At 59.4% G+C, this 14,235-nt stretch carries 20 protein-coding genes; 17 read left to right on the forward strand and 3 right to left on the reverse strand.

Annotated elements, in window-relative coordinates:
- Positions 1 to 35 precede the first annotated feature (35 nt).
- The 6 genes from AKV04_RS01350 to AKV04_RS25955 all read left to right on the forward strand — a co-directional run bounded on the left by AKV04_RS01350 (position 36) and on the right by AKV04_RS25955 (position 3,939).
- A complete protein-coding gene (locus AKV04_RS01350) occupies positions 36 to 431 on the forward strand; it encodes a DUF6524 family protein (RefSeq protein ID WP_054004673.1) in 396 nt (131 codons plus the stop codon).
- On the forward strand, positions 431 to 811 hold the full coding sequence (locus AKV04_RS01355; protein ID WP_054004674.1) for a VOC family protein: 381 nt from the start codon (positions 431 to 433) through the stop codon (positions 809 to 811). Before AKV04_RS01350 ends, AKV04_RS01355 begins: the two co-directional genes overlap by 1 nt.
- Before the next feature lie 202 nt (positions 812 to 1,013).
- Complete coding sequence (gene secG, locus AKV04_RS01360) at positions 1,014 to 1,457, forward strand: preprotein translocase subunit SecG (RefSeq protein ID WP_054004675.1); 444 nt, start codon at positions 1,014 to 1,016, stop codon at positions 1,455 to 1,457.
- 153 nt (positions 1,458 to 1,610) lie between these two features.
- Positions 1,611 to 3,254, forward strand: a complete 1,644-nt coding sequence (locus tag AKV04_RS01365) for a CTP synthase (RefSeq protein ID WP_054004676.1) — start codon at positions 1,611 to 1,613, stop codon at positions 3,252 to 3,254.
- 68 nt (positions 3,255 to 3,322) lie between these two features.
- Positions 3,323 to 3,586, forward strand: coding sequence for a hypothetical protein (locus AKV04_RS25950; RefSeq protein WP_156317292.1), 264 nt, complete (start codon positions 3,323 to 3,325; stop codon positions 3,584 to 3,586).
- A complete protein-coding gene (locus AKV04_RS25955) occupies positions 3,577 to 3,939 on the forward strand; it encodes a hypothetical protein (protein ID WP_156317293.1) in 363 nt (120 codons plus the stop codon). The genes AKV04_RS25950 and AKV04_RS25955 overlap by 10 nt, the downstream gene beginning before the upstream one ends.
- A 15-nt stretch (positions 3,940 to 3,954) precedes the next feature.
- Here AKV04_RS25955 and AKV04_RS27470 read toward each other — a convergent pair whose 3' ends face one another.
- Genes AKV04_RS27470 through AKV04_RS01380 form a run of 3 tightly spaced genes read right to left on the reverse strand, consistent with a single transcriptional unit; the run spans position 3,955 to position 4,785 of the window.
- On the reverse strand, positions 3,955 to 4,236 hold the full coding sequence (locus AKV04_RS27470; RefSeq protein WP_156317294.1) for a helix-turn-helix domain-containing protein: 282 nt from the start codon (positions 4,234 to 4,236) through the stop codon (positions 3,955 to 3,957).
- The gene (locus tag AKV04_RS01375) at positions 4,193 to 4,465 is read right to left on the reverse strand and encodes a helix-turn-helix domain-containing protein (protein ID WP_054004677.1); all 273 of its coding nucleotides are present in this window, start codon (positions 4,463 to 4,465) and stop codon (positions 4,193 to 4,195) included. Before AKV04_RS01375 ends, AKV04_RS27470 begins: the two co-directional genes overlap by 44 nt.
- On the reverse strand, positions 4,462 to 4,785 hold the full coding sequence (locus AKV04_RS01380) for a type II toxin-antitoxin system RelE/ParE family toxin (protein ID WP_054004678.1): 324 nt from the start codon (positions 4,783 to 4,785) through the stop codon (positions 4,462 to 4,464). The genes AKV04_RS01375 and AKV04_RS01380 overlap by 4 nt, the downstream gene beginning before the upstream one ends.
- A gap of 140 nt (positions 4,786 to 4,925) precedes the next feature.
- On the opposite strand from AKV04_RS01380, the gene AKV04_RS01385 reads away from it, so the two are divergent.
- The 11 genes from AKV04_RS01385 to AKV04_RS01435 all read left to right on the forward strand — a co-directional run bounded on the left by AKV04_RS01385 (position 4,926) and on the right by AKV04_RS01435 (position 14,232).
- Positions 4,926 to 5,408: a hypothetical protein gene (locus tag AKV04_RS01385; RefSeq protein ID WP_054004679.1), complete on the forward strand. Its 483-nt coding sequence runs from the start codon at positions 4,926 to 4,928 to the stop codon at positions 5,406 to 5,408.
- A 131-nt stretch (positions 5,409 to 5,539) separates the two neighbouring features.
- On the forward strand, positions 5,540 to 6,316 hold the full coding sequence (rlmJ, locus tag AKV04_RS01390) for a 23S rRNA (adenine(2030)-N(6))-methyltransferase RlmJ (RefSeq protein WP_054004680.1): 777 nt from the start codon (positions 5,540 to 5,542) through the stop codon (positions 6,314 to 6,316).
- A gap of 32 nt (positions 6,317 to 6,348) precedes the next feature.
- Positions 6,349 to 7,239: a PhzF family phenazine biosynthesis protein gene (locus AKV04_RS01395; RefSeq protein WP_054004681.1), complete on the forward strand. Its 891-nt coding sequence runs from the start codon at positions 6,349 to 6,351 to the stop codon at positions 7,237 to 7,239.
- A 68-nt stretch (positions 7,240 to 7,307) separates the two neighbouring features.
- Positions 7,308 to 7,745, forward strand: a complete 438-nt coding sequence (locus tag AKV04_RS01400; protein ID WP_054004682.1) for a tellurite resistance TerB family protein — start codon at positions 7,308 to 7,310, stop codon at positions 7,743 to 7,745.
- Complete coding sequence (locus AKV04_RS01405; protein ID WP_054004683.1) at positions 7,742 to 8,515, forward strand: phosphate/phosphite/phosphonate ABC transporter substrate-binding protein; 774 nt, start codon at positions 7,742 to 7,744, stop codon at positions 8,513 to 8,515. Before AKV04_RS01400 ends, AKV04_RS01405 begins: the two co-directional genes overlap by 4 nt.
- 101 nt (positions 8,516 to 8,616) lie before the next feature.
- A complete protein-coding gene (locus AKV04_RS01410; RefSeq protein WP_054004684.1) occupies positions 8,617 to 9,396 on the forward strand; it encodes an ABC transporter ATP-binding protein in 780 nt (259 codons plus the stop codon).
- A 40-nt stretch (positions 9,397 to 9,436) separates the two neighbouring features.
- On the forward strand, positions 9,437 to 10,159 hold the full coding sequence (locus AKV04_RS01415) for a transporter substrate-binding domain-containing protein (RefSeq protein ID WP_054004685.1): 723 nt from the start codon (positions 9,437 to 9,439) through the stop codon (positions 10,157 to 10,159).
- A 61-nt stretch (positions 10,160 to 10,220) separates the two neighbouring features.
- Positions 10,221 to 11,102 carry an ABC transporter permease gene (locus tag AKV04_RS01420; RefSeq protein ID WP_054004729.1) on the forward strand — a complete coding sequence of 294 codons (882 nt, stop codon included), beginning with the start codon at positions 10,221 to 10,223 and terminating at the stop codon, positions 11,100 to 11,102.
- Positions 11,099 to 11,926, forward strand: coding sequence for an ABC transporter permease (locus tag AKV04_RS01425; protein ID WP_054004686.1), 828 nt, complete (start codon positions 11,099 to 11,101; stop codon positions 11,924 to 11,926). Before AKV04_RS01420 ends, AKV04_RS01425 begins: the two co-directional genes overlap by 4 nt.
- A gap of 145 nt (positions 11,927 to 12,071) precedes the next feature.
- Complete coding sequence (locus AKV04_RS01430) at positions 12,072 to 13,409, forward strand: glutamine synthetase family protein (RefSeq protein WP_054004730.1); 1,338 nt, start codon at positions 12,072 to 12,074, stop codon at positions 13,407 to 13,409.
- Positions 13,410 to 13,551: 142 nt separating this feature from the next.
- Entirely contained in the window at positions 13,552 to 14,232 is a 681-nt protein-coding gene (locus tag AKV04_RS01435; protein ID WP_054004687.1) for a type 1 glutamine amidotransferase, read from the forward strand.
- The last annotated feature ends 3 nt before the right edge of the window (positions 14,233 to 14,235 follow it).

The following is a 14,235-nucleotide window of genomic DNA, read 5'->3' on the forward strand; positions in this document are numbered from 1 at the left end:
AGATACGCCACCAAAGACCAAACGAGGGGGAAAACATGGGCATTATCCTGCGCTGGCTTGGGGCATTCATCCTGCTATCGGCCACCTACAACCCAACCCAAATCAACTTCACCCGCTGGGCCGAGGCAAACTGGCAGACCCAAATGCCGCTGACCATCCTGCTCGGCCTGCTGCTCGGCGTCGGCTACATGATCTACATCGGTGCCACCCTGCGCTCGATCGGCGCCTTCGGCATCATTCTGGTTGGTGCCATCGTGGCCGCCCTCGTCTGGGTGCTGATCGACTACCAAATCCTCACCCTGCAAAACCCCTCCCTCAACCTCTGGCTCGGCATCTTCGCCCTCTCGGTCGTCCTCGGCATCGGTCTGTCGTGGAGCATCATCCGCCAGCGGCTGTCGGGCCAAGCCACGGTGGACGAGGTGCAGGAATAATGCTGCTCTACATCACCCTTGGCACCAACGATATCGCCCGCGCCAAACGCTTTTACGACGCCACCCTCGCCCCCATAGGCCTGCATTTCATGGGCGAGTTTGACGGTGAAATTGGCTACGGCCCCACCGGCGCAGCAAGCCCTCTCGTCTGGATCAACCCGCCCTATGACGGCAACCCCGCCACCGTGGGCAACGGCTCGATGCCCGCCTTCGCAGCCCAAACCCGCGCCGCCGTCGATGCCTTCCACAAAGCCGCCCTCAGCCACGGCGGCCGCGACGAAGGCACACCCGGCCTGCGCTACAGCCCGAATTTCTACAGCTGCTACGTCCGCGACCCCGACGGCAACAAACTCTCCGCCGTCTGCACCGCGCCAGAATAGCGCCCCACCACAACCATTCACATTGACTTAATTCTCCCCGCCGGAGGCTTCCCACATCAATGTCGCATGCCTCCGGCGACCGGATTGTAAGCAATCCGTTTGGATATTTGAGCGCAGAGGATGACCAAGAGCCGCCGAAGGGCTTGCACGCCTGACTGCATCCGCCTAGATAGACCGCGACCTCTTAGAAAGCCCCGCCCGTATGGAAAACGTCGTTCTCACCGTCCACCTCATCCTCGCTTTGCTGTTGATCGGCGTGGTGCTGTTGCAACGGTCGGAAGGTGGCGGCCTTGGCATGGGCTCGTCGGGGGGCGCAATCTCTGGCCGCGCGGCGGCCACGGCTTTGGGCAAAGTGACGTGGGTACTGGCTGCGATGTTCATCGTCACCTCGATCACCATGACCATCCTCGCCTCGCGCTCTGCCTCGACCGCTTCGGTGATCGACCAGATCGGAGCCGAGCAACCCGCCGTGAAAGCCCCGGCTCCGGCACTCCCCGCAGGCGGCGATCTGCTGCCACCATCCAACGATGGCACCCCGGCAGCCCCACCGGCCGCCACCGCACCCGCAGCGCCTCCGGCAACCCCGGATGCTGCGGCTCCGGCTACCCCGGCACCTGCTCCGGCAGAACCTCCGGCCTCGAACTAACACCAACTGTTGCAGCGCAACACCGCCAACCGACAGCATCTAGCGGTCGGGTTGCGCTCTCGCTTTGCTTAAGCTATTGCTCAACTCCCGTGATGCTGTGATTCCAAAGCTGCGAATCAGAGCCGTTTTAACCAAATTCACGGGGGCCCCCACATGGCACGCTATATTTTCATCACCGGCGGCGTGGTGTCCTCTCTCGGCAAAGGCCTCGCCTCCGCCGCGCTTGGTGCGCTGTTGCAGGCTCGAGGCTATACCGTCCGATTGCGCAAACTTGACCCCTACCTGAACGTCGATCCCGGCACTATGTCGCCCTTTGAACATGGCGAAGTCTTCGTCACCGACGACGGCGCCGAAACCGACCTCGACCTCGGCCATTATGAGCGTTTCACTGGGGTTTCCGCCCGCCAAACCGACAGCATCTCCTCCGGCCGCATCTACTCCAACGTCTTGGAGAAAGAACGCCGCGGCGACTATCTTGGCAAAACCATCCAAGTCATCCCGCATGTGACCAATGAAATCAAAGACTTCCTGCGCATCGGCGATGAGGAGGTTGATTTCATGCTCTGTGAAATCGGCGGCACCGTCGGCGATATCGAGGGCCTGCCGTTCTTCGAGAGCATCCGCCAGTTCATCCACGAACGCCCGCGCGGCCAGTCGATCCTGATGCACCTCACCCTGCTGCCCTACCTCGCGGCCTCGGGTGAATTGAAAACCAAACCCACCCAACACTCAGTCAAAGAACTGCAATCCATCGGCCTCGCCCCTGACGTGCTGGTCTGCCGCTCTGAACATCCGATCCCGGATCGTGAACTGGAAAAGATCGCCCTGTTCTGCAACGTCCGCAAAGAACACGTCATCCCGGCCTATGATCTGAAAACCATCTACGAAGCCCCGCTTGCCTATCACCGCGCCGGCCTCGACCAAGCCGTGCTCGACGCCTTCGGCATCACCCCCGCGCCGAAACCGAACCTCGCCCGCTGGATCGACGTGATGGACCGTCTGACCCATGCCGAAGGCCAGGTCCGCGTCGCCATCGTCGGCAAGTACACCCAGCTCGAAGACGCCTACAAATCCATCGCCGAGGCCCTCACCCACGGCGGTATGGCCAACCGCACCCGCGTCAAAGCCGAATGGATCGACGCCGAAATCTTTGAACGCGAAGACCCCGCGCCCTATCTTGAAAACTTCCACGCCATCCTCGTCCCCGGCGGCTTTGGCGAGCGCGGCACCGAAGGCAAGATCAAAGCCGCCCAGTTCGCGCGCGAAAAGAAAATCCCCTATCTCGGCATCTGCCTCGGCATGCAAATGGCGGTGATCGAAGCCGCCCGCAACCTCGCAGGCGTCACCAATGCAGGCTCGGAAGAATTCGACGTCGAGGCCGGCGCCAAACGCTTCACCCCCGTCGTCTACCACTTGAAAGAGTGGATCCAAGGCAACCACGTCGTCGCCCGCAAAACCACCGACGACAAAGGCGGCACCATGCGTCTGGGCGCCTACACCGCCGCCCTCACCCCCGGCAGCCACGTCGCGCAAATCTACGGCACCACCACGATTGAGGAACGCCACCGCCACCGCTACGAAGTCGATGCCAAATACATCACCGAGCTGGAAAAATGCGGCCTGATCTTCTCCGGCATGAGCCCGGATGGCCGCCTGCCCGAGATCGTCGAGGTCAAAGACCACCCATGGTTCATCGGCGTACAATTCCACCCGGAATTGAAATCAAAACCCTTCGCCCCGCATCCGCTGTTTGCGGATTTCGTGCGGGCAGCGAAGGAAGTGGAGCGGTTGGTGTGAAAATTGAGTTTTCTTAGTTTTTGAAACTCAATCAAACTGGATTTTTTTGAGATAGAAAGGTAGTGCATATGACAACCTACATTGTGTCATACGATCTCATTTCTGGAGGGGATTATGCCCGGCTTTACGAAGCGCTGAAGGCAAGTAAAGCTTGGGCAAAAGTGACGGAGTCTACTTGGGCTATTGTTACTGATGAGACAGCGACAGAGGTTCGCGATCGTCTGGCTGGTCTTTTAAAAGAGAATGATAGAATCTTCGTGGTAAAGTCTGGAGTGCAGGCGGCTTGGAAAAACTCTAAATGTAAAAATGAGTGGTTAAAAAAATGGCTTTAATTTCAGGCAGCGACAAAGACGAAAAGGCAACTGGCAGCAATGATCCAAAAATTGTTCGCGGGAGAGTGGACTCTCTCACACTTTTTGAAATAACTGATAATGAACTTGGCATTTTGGAGAATGGTTCTCCAAATTCATTATATCTGAATTTCGCGATTTTTTTTATTTCTACCGGGCTTTCGTTTATTCTAAGCCTACTTACGACAAATTTTGAAAGTGACCGGGTATTTTATGTTTTTGTTATTGTATCTGTAGTTTGTGCGGCGTTCGGATCGATTCTAGCCATTATTTGGCTTAGAGTCCGTGGCGAAGTCTCGGATGTTTGTAAAAAAATTCGCGCACGAGTGGTTTAGGTACATAATTCCCACTCACCCCTCCCCCAAAACCCGCTGCACAATCCCCAGCTCCTTGGCGATCAGCGCCAGCAGCACCCGCGCCGGACCGTCAGGCTTGCGCCGCTCCTGTTCCCAATTCAACAACGTTGCCTTCTTCACCCCAATCGACCGCGCAAACTCCGCCTGCGACAACCCCGTCCGCTTCACTGTAGGGTGGGTTTTTAACCCACCGCACCCGCGCGACGGTGGGTTAAAAACCCACCCTACCCCCTCACACCATCTCCACCCGCAACCTTTTCCCCACCGCCTTCGCATACCGCCGCAAGGTCTCCACCGAGGGCGACACCCGCCCGCCTTCCAGCCGTGCAATCGCCGACTGGGTCGTGCCCATCCGCTCCGCCAAAGCCTCTTGCGTCAGCCCCGCCTCGGCGCGGGCCGAGATCATCGCCTCAATCACCGAATACTCCGCATCTGCCTCGGCATAGGCGGCGGCATATCCCGGATCGGCCATAAATTTCGCGTGCAGGTCAGCCAGTTTGGTCATGTCATCCTCGATTTCATTCGGCTCAGCGCAAGGTCCATCGCCCGCTTTGGCGTCTTTTGAGTTTTCTTCTCAAACACATGCAGCACCAGCACTCTCCGCCCGGTCAGCGTCACATAGATCCCACGCGCGATGCCTTCGCTTGCACTCACCCGCAACTCCCACAACTTTCCGTCAAGATGCTTCACATGCGGCTCGTGCATCCGCTCCAGCCCAACGCTTTCGATCAGCGCCAGAAGCCGCATCAGTTTGGCCCGTAGCTCATCCGGCAAAGCCGCTATCTCATCATCAACACCGTCATGTGTTTCCACCGACCATTGCATATTCGCTATATACCCTTTCCGCTATATCCAATCAAGCCCTCCCCCCAACTCTCCCGCATCATCCTTAACCAACCGCTAAGGCCGAACTTGCCCGAAACTTCCGCAGCCCCTATCCTGCCCTGAACAACCCCGGTGCTCACATGCCCCGCCTTGCCCTTGCCCTCGCCCTGCTCGCCACCCAAGCCGCAGCAGACCCGCTCAGCGGCAAAAGCTACATCATTCAGTTGTCCTCGACCCAATACAGCTCGGGCTACGGGGAATACCTGTTGCCGCCCTTGGCAAAGGTGATGCAACGCTCTGGTCTGAAAGCGAAAAATGGCCCCGGCGCTGATCTGGTGGTCAATGTCGAACCCGCCTCGGATGTCGGCGCTTGGGTTGGCACGGGCACAAACCGGGTCTGGCTTTACACAATCTCCGCCACAGTCGGCATCTCGCCAGAAACCTACGAGATCCCCTACCACGGCACCCCGGCCTTTGGCATCACCGCCACCCTGCAAACCCCGAACCCCGACCGGCAGGATGAAATGGACTGCCTGATCACCCTCGCCGCCCGCACCGCGCTGAAAAACTACCGCCCCGTTGGGATTTTCAAAACCGACGGCAGCGCCTGCCTGCGGAAATAGCTTTAAACCTTAACAAAACCTTAAATCCACCACCCTATCACCTTGAAATAAAACAATTAAAAAAGGTCCCGAGTTGGGACCCTGCGCAAATCCCCTTCCCCCCCGCAAAATCCCGCCGTATATTAACCCGCATGCTCAGCTATCAACACCTGTTCCACGCCGGAAACCTCGCCGATGTCCAGAAGCACGCGCTTCTGGCGGTCATGCTCGATTATCTCACCCAAAAAGACAAACCGCTGACCTATATCGAGACCCACGCAGGTCGGGGTCTCTATGATCTGGGCTCGGATGAGGCGCTGAAAACCGGCGAGGCCGCGGCAGGCATCGCCATCGCCGAGGCGTGGTTCCCGCCCCTGCACCCCTACCGCAACCGCCTGAACGAGGTTCGCGCCAGCTACGGCCAGATGGCCTATCCCGGCTCCCCCCTGATCGCAGCCCTTTCCCTGCGTGACCAAGACACCATCCATCTGGCGGAACTGCACCCGCAAGAACACCAACACCTGCGCCACGCTCTGAACCCGTGGAGCGCGCATATCTACCAGAAAGATGGCTTCGATCTCGCCCTCGCCATCACGCCCCCCACCCCGCGCCGCGGCTTGATGCTGATCGACCCCAGCTACGAGGTGAAGGCCGATTACGACGCCATCCCCAAGCACATCGCCAACATCAACCGCAAATGGAACGTCGGGATCATCGCTTTGTGGTATCCACTTTTGACCGGTGGCCCGCATGGCCCAATGCTGAAAGCCCTCGAAGCGCAGTTCCCCGATGCGCTGCGCACGGAAGTCCGCTTCCCTCCGGCGCGGGAGGGGCATCGGATGGAAGGCTCGGGCATGTTCATCCTCAATCCGCCTTACGGTCTGGCCGAAGAAGCCGCCCGGATTGAGGCGCATTTCAAGGCACTATAAAGGTCAGATTTCTCAAAGGCTGGAATCTTCAAATGCTGGAATTTCACACTCTCGATGTGTTCACCGAAACCCCATTCGCGGGCAATCCGCTCGCCGTGGTCCTCAACGCCGACACCCTGCCCCCCGCCGAAATGCAGATCATCGCGCGGGAGTTCAACCTGTCCGAGACAATCTTCGTGCAAGCGCCGCAAAACCCCGCCCACACCGCCCGCGTCCGCATCTTCTTTCCCACCGCTGAAATCCCCTTTGCGGGCCATCCCACGATCGGCTGCGCCATCCATCTCGCCTGTGCCAGACACACGGGCGATTTCGAAACCCTGATCACCCTTGAAGAAGAAGCAGGCCTCGTGCCCGTCACTGTCACCCGTCAAGGCATCCACATTGAGGCGGAATTCACTGCCCCCGTGCTGCCCTTCCCGGTGAAAACCGGCCTTCCGCTTGATCTGATCGCCGCCAGCCTCGGCCTCACCCCGGCCCAAATCGGCTTTGCCAACCACCGCCCCGCCACCCATCAAGGCGGCCCGCGTTTTCTGTATGTTCCGGTCGACAGCCTTGGAACCCTCGACCAAGCCGAACCACACGAACCGCATTGGTCCGCGCTGATGGCTCTCGCGGAAGTGGACAGCGCCTACCTTTATACCCCCGGCCAACATAGCGATTTCCAAGCCCGGATGTTCGCCCCCACCGCTGGCACCTATGAAGACCCCGCCACCGGATCCGCCAGCGCCATTCTCGCCGCTCAGCTTTGGGCATCAGGCGCGCTTGCCCCCGGCACCACCAAACTTGCCTTACGCCAAGGTATCGAGATGGGCCGCCCGAGTAGCATCGGCCTGACCATCGACGCCACCGCGCAAGGCATCGTCGCCGTCCGTGTCAAAGGCAGCGCTGTGCCAATCAGTTCAGGGCAAATCCGCAGCCCGTAACCGCTTCGTGCAATTCAGCGGCAGCAACTCCACTTGGCAAGGCCATAGCGCCCGCCTATCCTACCGTCATGTTCGCAGAAATCCTCCGCAGCCTTTTGGCTCCCGCCCCGACCCGCATGGCCGATCCTGATGCACAACTGGCGCTTGCAGCCTTGTTGGTGCGTGTGGCCAAAACCGATGGCCTCTATGCCGTCGAAGAAGTCGAACGGATTGAGAAAATCCTGATGGCCCGCAATGGGCTTGATCCGTTTGAGGCAGCCGCTCTGCGCGCCAGGGCCGAGGATTTCGAATCCCAAGCCCCGGACACCGTGCGCTTCACCCGAGCCCTTAAAGCCGCCGTGCCACTGGAAGATCGCGCTGCTTTGCTTGAAGCCCTGTGGTCGGTCGCCCTTGCCGACGGTCAACGCGATGCCTCGGAAGACCAGCAAATGCGCCTGCTTGCCAACCTGTTAGGGCTGAGCGATGTCGAATCCGCGCAAGCCCGCCAGAAAGCCGCCCGCCTATGATCGCCTCACTTGGCATGTATGACCGCCCGGAAACCGCTGCCGCCAATGATCGGCTTTGGGCGGGTATCCGCGACGGATTGCGCGCCGAGGGTATCAAAGCCCCCGATGCGCTGACTCGCGGTGAACACGCTTATTGGGACGCATGGCAATCACCCGACCTGATCTTCTCGCAAACCTGCGGCTTTCCGTTTCGCGCCAAACTGCACGACCATGTCACCCTGATCGGCACGCCGGATTATGGCCTGCCCGGCTGCCCGCCCGGCCATTACAACTCGGTGTTCGTTGCCCGCAAAGACGACCCGCGCAGCACCCTCAACGAATTTTCCGACGCGCCCTTCGCCTATAACGAAGACCTCAGCCAATCCGGCTGGGCAGCACCGCAAAACCACGCGGCTACCCACGGCCTGCATTTCCCGCCCAGCCTGCAAACCGGCGGCCACCGACTATCTGCGCTTGCCGTGGCAGACTCCCGCGCCGACATCGCCGCGATTGATGCGCTGACATGGGAATTGTTGTCCCAATACGAGCCCTTCGCCGCCTGCCTGAAAGAAATAGCCCGCACCCAGCCGCCAACCCCGGTGCTGCCCTATATCACCGCCAAAACAAACGATGCGGCAGTTTTTTTCCGCATCACTGCTGCCGCGATTGCCGCCCTCAGCGCGGCAGATAAGGCCACATTGCACCTGAAAGGCCTGATCGCGATCCCGGCCAGCGCTTATCTTGCGGTGCCTACGCCTGCCTCACCTGAACAGATTGCGCACAACCTTTAGGCAAAACGCCCAAGCACACGCCAAAATGCGCTGCAAAACCCGTTGCAATGCCACCAATTCTGCGGCCTATTCAATCACCTGCCCTCATCTAAGGCCCCCAAGTGAACGAATCTGCCGATACACCCGTCATCGCGATCCACGATTTACACAAAAGCTATGGCGCGCTTGAGGTGTTGAAAGGCGTCGATCTGATCGCCCCGCGCGGGCATGTCGTCTCGTTGATCGGCTCGTCGGGCTCTGGCAAATCCACGCTCTTGCGCTGCTGCAACCTCTTGGAAGACAGCCAACAGGGCGAGATCCGCTTTGAAGGCGAACCGGTGCGCTGGAAGGGCCAAGGGCTTGGACGCCACCCGGCTGATCGCGCACAAGTCACAAGGATGCGCACCAATCTTTCCATGGTGTTTCAACAGTTTAACCTGTGGTCGCATATGACCATCCTGCAAAACGTCATGGAAGCCCCGGTGACGGTGATGAAGCGTGACCCTAAAGAGGTCGAAGCGAAGGCCCGCGAATACCTCGCCAAGGTTGGAATTGCCGACAAAGCCGATGCTTGGCCCGCGATGCTGTCCGGCGGTCAACAACAACGCGCCGCCATCGCCCGCGCCTTGTGCATGGAACCCCGTGCTTTGCTGTTTGATGAGCCAACCTCCGCCCTTGACCCTGAACTGGAGCAAGAGGTGATCAAGGTGATCAAGGCCCTCGCCGATGAAGGCCGCACCATGATCCTCGTCACCCATGATATGAAGCTGGCCGCCGACGTGTCCGATCACGTCATCTTCCTGCACCTCGGAAAAATCGAAGAACAGGGCCCGCCGTCCGAGCTGTTCGGCAACCCCAAGACCGACCGTCTGCGCGGATTTCTCTCCGCAGGCGCGCATTAAGACCAAAAACACCAAACCAAAAACCAACTGGGAGACTCCAATGAAAAAACTACTTCTCGCCACCGCCCTCATGGCCCTATCGGCAGGCTTTGCCTCGGCTGACGTGGTGCGCTTGGCCACCGAGGGCGCTTACCCTCCGTTCAACTTCATCGACGACAAGGGCGAAGTCGCGGGCTTTGAGCGCGAGTTCGGCGATGAGGTCTGCAAGCGGGCAGCTCTGGAATGCACCTGGACCACCAATGAATGGGACAGCATCATTCCCAACCTGCAATCGGGCAACTACGACGTGATCATCGCCGGCATGTCGATCACCGATGAACGCTCCAAGGTCATCACCTTCTCGGACAACTACTACCCGCCAGCCGCTTCGGCCTATCTTGCCGCCTCGGCGGATGCCGATGTGAAAACCGGCATTGTCTCGGCGCAAGTCGGCACCATCCAAGCCGCTTATGTGGCTGAATCCGGTGCCACCCTCTTGGAATTCCCCACACCGGATGAAACCGTCGCCGCCGTGCGCAATGGTGAGGCTGCGGCTGTGTTCGCCGACAAAGACTACCTGCGTCCCTTCGCGACCGAGTCCAATGGCGCTTTGGTCTTCGTCGGCGAAGATATCTCCATCGGTGGCGGCGTCGGACTAGGTCTGCGCCAATCGGATACCGAGTTGAAAGGCAAACTCGACACCGCGATCAAAGCGATGAAAGCCGATGGTTCGCTGAACGCGTTGATTGAGAAGTATTTCGGCCCGGAAGGCTTGAAATTCTAATCACTCAAACGCCCTCCGGTGCAAATCGGGGGGCTTTTTCCGCCCCATCGGACCGATATTGATGTTCGCAGTTTGCGCCACCCCGAAAGCGATTGAGGGCCTGACTTGGGCCATGTGCTACCTGACCTCGGGCAAGCACCTTGATTTCTATTGGTCTTTTGTCACCGTGCTGCTGCTGCTGGCGATCACCGCCCCGGTCGCGATGGCCTTGGGCTTTGGTGGGGCGATGGCCGCGCGCAGCCAGATCGCGCCGCTGCGTTGGATCGGCAAAGCCTATACCGCGATGGTGCGCGGCGTGCCCGACATCGTGTATTTCCTGTTCTTCGTGATCGCGCTGGACCAAGGCATCGAATACCTCAACCACCTGCGCGTCTGTGAAGATCTGTCGCAACCAGTGTTCCGAGGCCTCGAATTCCACGTCTGCGCCGAAGCCAAAGTCCCCCCCGCGACCGCATCACCCTTCATGTTCCAAGCCTACAGCTTTGGCCTTGCGGTGATCACCTTCGCCATCGTGTTCGGTGCCTTCGTCGCCAATGTAATATATGGCGCGATGCAGGCCGTGCCCCATGCCCAGCTGGAAACCGCCGAGGCCTACGGGATGTCGCACGGCCAAGTCTTCCGCCGCGTGCTGGTGCCGCAAATGTGGACCTACGCACTGCCAGGCCTGACCAACCTGTGGATGATCCTGATCAAAGCCACGCCGTTGCTGTTCCTGCTCTCCGTCAAGGATATCGTCTACTACGCCCGCGAGCTGGGCGGCACCAAGACTCAAGCCTATGACTACCCGCACGCCGATTGGCGGCTGTATTACTTCCTTGGCCTGTTGGTGTTCTATCTTCTGATGACCAAGCTCTCGGAAATCGTGCTGACCCGCATCTCCAACCGCCTGTCCAAAGGCCAAGCCACCGCCGCAGGCGAAGCCATGCGAAAGGCCGCGATATGAGCTGCTGGGAAACCTTCACCGACTACGCGCTGCGCTCGATCGGTATCGGTGCAAAGCTGTTGCCGAAGACCGATTTCACCATTTGCCAACAATTCACCCTGATCGGCTCCGGCCTGATCTGGAACGTCTATTTCGGCGCTTTGGCGCTGCTGTTCGGCTTCTTCCTCGCCAATGCCCTCGCCTTGGCCCGCATCGCCCACAACCCCTTCATCCGCAAACCCGCCGAATGGTTCGTCTTCGTCTTCCGCGGCTCGCCCCTGTTCATCCAGTTCTTCCTCGCCTACGAAATGCTCGTGATGCTGCCGCGCACGGGTATCGAGATATTCGGCCTGACCCTAACCTCATCCTGGCTGACCAAAGCTTGGGCGGGTGCGCTGATCGTGTTGTTCCTCAACACCGCCGCCTATTCCGCCGAGATTTTCTACGGCGCCCTGCGTTCCATTCCCAAGGGCGACCTAGAGGCGGCGGAAGCCTATGGCATCACCGGTTTCGCCAAATTCCGTCGCATCCAATGGCCAACCATGCTGCGCCTCGCTTGGCCCAGTTACACCAACGAGGCGATTTTCCTGTTTCAGTCTACGACGTTGGTGTTTTTCTCGGGCTTCCCCGCGCTCAGCCAACAGGGTGACGCGCTCTACTACGCCAATTACTTTGCCGACAAAACCTTCAACCCGTTCATCCCTTATCCCATCGTCGCCTTCTACTTCGTGTTGCTGACCTTGGCGGTGATCTGGCTGTTTGGCCGCATCAATGCTCATCTCAACCGCCACCTGCCGCAAAACATCCGCAGCAGAATTCGCTTGCGTCCTCAGCTTATCCGATAGTAACCTACATTTGATCAAATTGCGGGACTGCTATCGTGGCAGCCGCCGGGATCACAAAAAAGGATAGGATCAAGGGCATGATCTGATCTGTCCGCTGGCCATTGCGGCAAGTGTGGGCGGCTTCGTGCCTTCCTGATGTGTAATGATGAAAGACTGGCTGAGAAAGCATCCTGACGTGCGCACGATTCGTGTGGCGGCGGTGGATTTGAATGGGCAAGCCCGGGGCAAACGCGTGCCTGCGCGCTTTGCCGACAACGTGGTCAAGAACGGCACGCGCTTCCCGTTTTCCGTGCTGAACCTCGACATCTGGGGCGAAGATATTGACGACAGCCCGCTGGTGTTCGAACAGGGCGACCAAGACGGCATCCTGAAGCCGACCGAGCGCGGCTTCATGCCGATGCCATGGCTGGAAGCCCCCACCGCTTTGCTGCCGATCTGGATGTTCCGCGAAAACGGCACCCCCTATGAAGGCGATCCCCGCCACGCCCTGCGCGCTGTGGTGGATCGGTTCAAAGCCCGGGGCTTGACCCCGGTTTGCGCGATCGAGTTGGAATTCTTCCTGATCGACGATAGCGGCAAAACCCTGCAAGCCCCCGCCTCACCGCGCTCCGGCAAGGTGCGCAAAGCCGCAGAAACCCTGTCAATCCGGGCACTTGACGCTTTTGACACTTTCTTCACCGACCTCTACGATGCCTGTGAAGCGATGGACATTCCCGCCGACACCACAACCTCGGAAACCGGCTTGGGTCAGTTCGAGGTCAACCTGATGCACTGCGACGACGCCCTGCGCGCCGCCGATGATGCGTGGTTGTTCAAGATGCTGGTCAAGGGCTTGGCGCGCCGCCACGGCTTTGCGGCCTCGTTCATGGCAAAGCCCTACCCCGAATATTCCGGCTCCGGCCTGCACACCCATTTCAGCGTGATCGATGAAAAGGGCGACAACGTTTTCGATAGCGGTGGCCCGAAAGGCACCACAATGATGAAAAACGCCGTCGCAGGCTGTCTCAACGCAATGCACGATTCCACGCTGATTTTCGCGCCGCACCAGAATTCCTACGAGCGTCTGGTACCGGGCAAACACGCCCCCACTGCCATCGCTTGGGGCTATGAAAACCGCACCGCCGCGATCCGCATCCCGGCAGGCAACCCCGCCGCGCGCCGCATCGAACACCGCGTCGCGGGCGGCGATGTGAACCCCTATCTGATGCTTGCAGCCATCCTTGGCGCGGCCTTGGACGGCATCGAGAATCAGATGGAGCCGCCCAGCCCGATTGTCGGCAACGCTTACGCCGTTGAAGGCCTTGCGCAGATCCCGACCAGTTGGGAAGCCGCGATTGACGCGATGGAGCAATCCGAAATCGTCGCGCGCTTCATCCACCCCGAGCTGATCAAGAACCTGATCTCGACCAAACGGCAAGAGCATCACTACATCGGCGAACTCACCGACGCCGAGCGCATCGAGCTTTACCTCGACACGGTCTAAGCCGGAATTCGCGCGAATTCCGTCCACGATTTCCGCGCGGAAATCGCCTTGCTCCTAGCGTTTGATCAAACCCTTTCAGCATCCCCCTTGACCGACCGGGGGGGTGCTGCGCTACCCTCGCCTTACCTAACGTGGACAGCACATGCTTATCGGAATCCTGCAAACCGGCCTTGCCCCTGACGCGCTTGTCGAAACTTCCGGCGACTACCCGGATATGTTCGCGCGCCTGCTGGCGGGAAACGGCTTTAGCTTCCGCACTTACCGCGTGGTTGAGGGTGAATTTCCGGCCTCGGTTAAAGAGTGCGAAGGCTGGCTGATCACCGGCTCACGCCACGGCGCCTATGAAGATCATGCTTGGATTCCGCCATTGGAGGTCTTCATCCGAGATGCCTACGCCGCCCATGTCCCGATGGTTGGTATCTGCTTTGGCCACCAGATCATCGCCCAAGCGATGGGCGGCAAGGTCGAACGTTACGCAGGCGGATGGGCTGTCGGTGCCACCGATTACGATTTCAACGGCCAGCACCTCACGCTGAACGCGTGGCACCGTGACCAAGTCACCGAAAAGCCCGCCAATGCCACGGTTCTGGCGACAAACGATTTTTGCACCAACGCAGCACTCATCTATGATGATCGGATGCTGACCGTGCAAGCCCATCCTGAATTTCGCCCTGAATTCATTGATGGATTAATGCAAACTCGGGGCAAAGGTCTGGTCCCCGACGAGGTCATGGCGGCAGCCGCAGACCGGCTGTCAGACCCGATCCAAGACCAGACGATGGCGGCGCAGATCGCTGCTTTCTTCAAGGCCAAAAGACCCTAAGTC

The organism is Cypionkella psychrotolerans, from assembly GCF_001294535.1.
Classification (GTDB): Bacteria; Pseudomonadota; Alphaproteobacteria; order Rhodobacterales; family Rhodobacteraceae; genus Cypionkella; species Cypionkella psychrotolerans.

Excerpts from the sequence above, each read along its gene's own strand:
- AKV04_RS25950 (WP_156317292.1), top strand. The coding sequence starts at position 3,323 with ATGACAACCTACATTGTGTCATACGATCTCATTTCTGGAGGGGATTAT.
- AKV04_RS01355 (WP_054004674.1), top strand. The coding sequence starts at position 431 with ATGCTGCTCTACATCACCCTTGGCACCAACGATATCGCCCGCGCCAAA.
- secG (WP_054004675.1), top strand. The coding sequence starts at position 1,014 with ATGGAAAACGTCGTTCTCACCGTCCACCTCATCCTCGCTTTGCTGTTG.
- AKV04_RS01430 (WP_054004730.1), top strand. The coding sequence starts at position 12,072 with ATGAAAGACTGGCTGAGAAAGCATCCTGACGTGCGCACGATTCGTGTG.
- AKV04_RS01380 (WP_054004678.1), bottom strand. The coding sequence starts at position 4,785 with ATGCAATGGTCGGTGGAAACACATGACGGTGTTGATGATGAGATAGCG.
- AKV04_RS01365 (WP_054004676.1), top strand. The coding sequence starts at position 1,611 with ATGGCACGCTATATTTTCATCACCGGCGGCGTGGTGTCCTCTCTCGGC.
- rlmJ (WP_054004680.1), top strand. The coding sequence starts at position 5,540 with ATGCTCAGCTATCAACACCTGTTCCACGCCGGAAACCTCGCCGATGTC.
- AKV04_RS01420 (WP_054004729.1), top strand. The coding sequence starts at position 10,221 with ATGTTCGCAGTTTGCGCCACCCCGAAAGCGATTGAGGGCCTGACTTGG.
- AKV04_RS01400 (WP_054004682.1), top strand. The coding sequence starts at position 7,308 with ATGTTCGCAGAAATCCTCCGCAGCCTTTTGGCTCCCGCCCCGACCCGC.
- AKV04_RS01395 (WP_054004681.1), top strand. The coding sequence starts at position 6,349 with ATGCTGGAATTTCACACTCTCGATGTGTTCACCGAAACCCCATTCGCG.
- AKV04_RS01435 (WP_054004687.1), top strand. The coding sequence starts at position 13,552 with ATGCTTATCGGAATCCTGCAAACCGGCCTTGCCCCTGACGCGCTTGTC.
- AKV04_RS01350 (WP_054004673.1), top strand. The coding sequence starts at position 36 with ATGGGCATTATCCTGCGCTGGCTTGGGGCATTCATCCTGCTATCGGCC.
- AKV04_RS01405 (WP_054004683.1), top strand. The coding sequence starts at position 7,742 with ATGATCGCCTCACTTGGCATGTATGACCGCCCGGAAACCGCTGCCGCC.
- AKV04_RS01375 (WP_054004677.1), bottom strand. The coding sequence starts at position 4,465 with ATGACCAAACTGGCTGACCTGCACGCGAAATTTATGGCCGATCCGGGA.
- AKV04_RS01415 (WP_054004685.1), top strand. The coding sequence starts at position 9,437 with ATGAAAAAACTACTTCTCGCCACCGCCCTCATGGCCCTATCGGCAGGC.
- AKV04_RS25955 (WP_156317293.1), top strand. The coding sequence starts at position 3,577 with ATGGCTTTAATTTCAGGCAGCGACAAAGACGAAAAGGCAACTGGCAGC.
- AKV04_RS01425 (WP_054004686.1), top strand. The coding sequence starts at position 11,099 with ATGAGCTGCTGGGAAACCTTCACCGACTACGCGCTGCGCTCGATCGGT.
- AKV04_RS01385 (WP_054004679.1), top strand. The coding sequence starts at position 4,926 with ATGCCCCGCCTTGCCCTTGCCCTCGCCCTGCTCGCCACCCAAGCCGCA.
- AKV04_RS27470 (WP_156317294.1), bottom strand. The coding sequence starts at position 4,236 with ATGCGAAGGCGGTGGGGAAAAGGTTGCGGGTGGAGATGGTGTGAGGGG.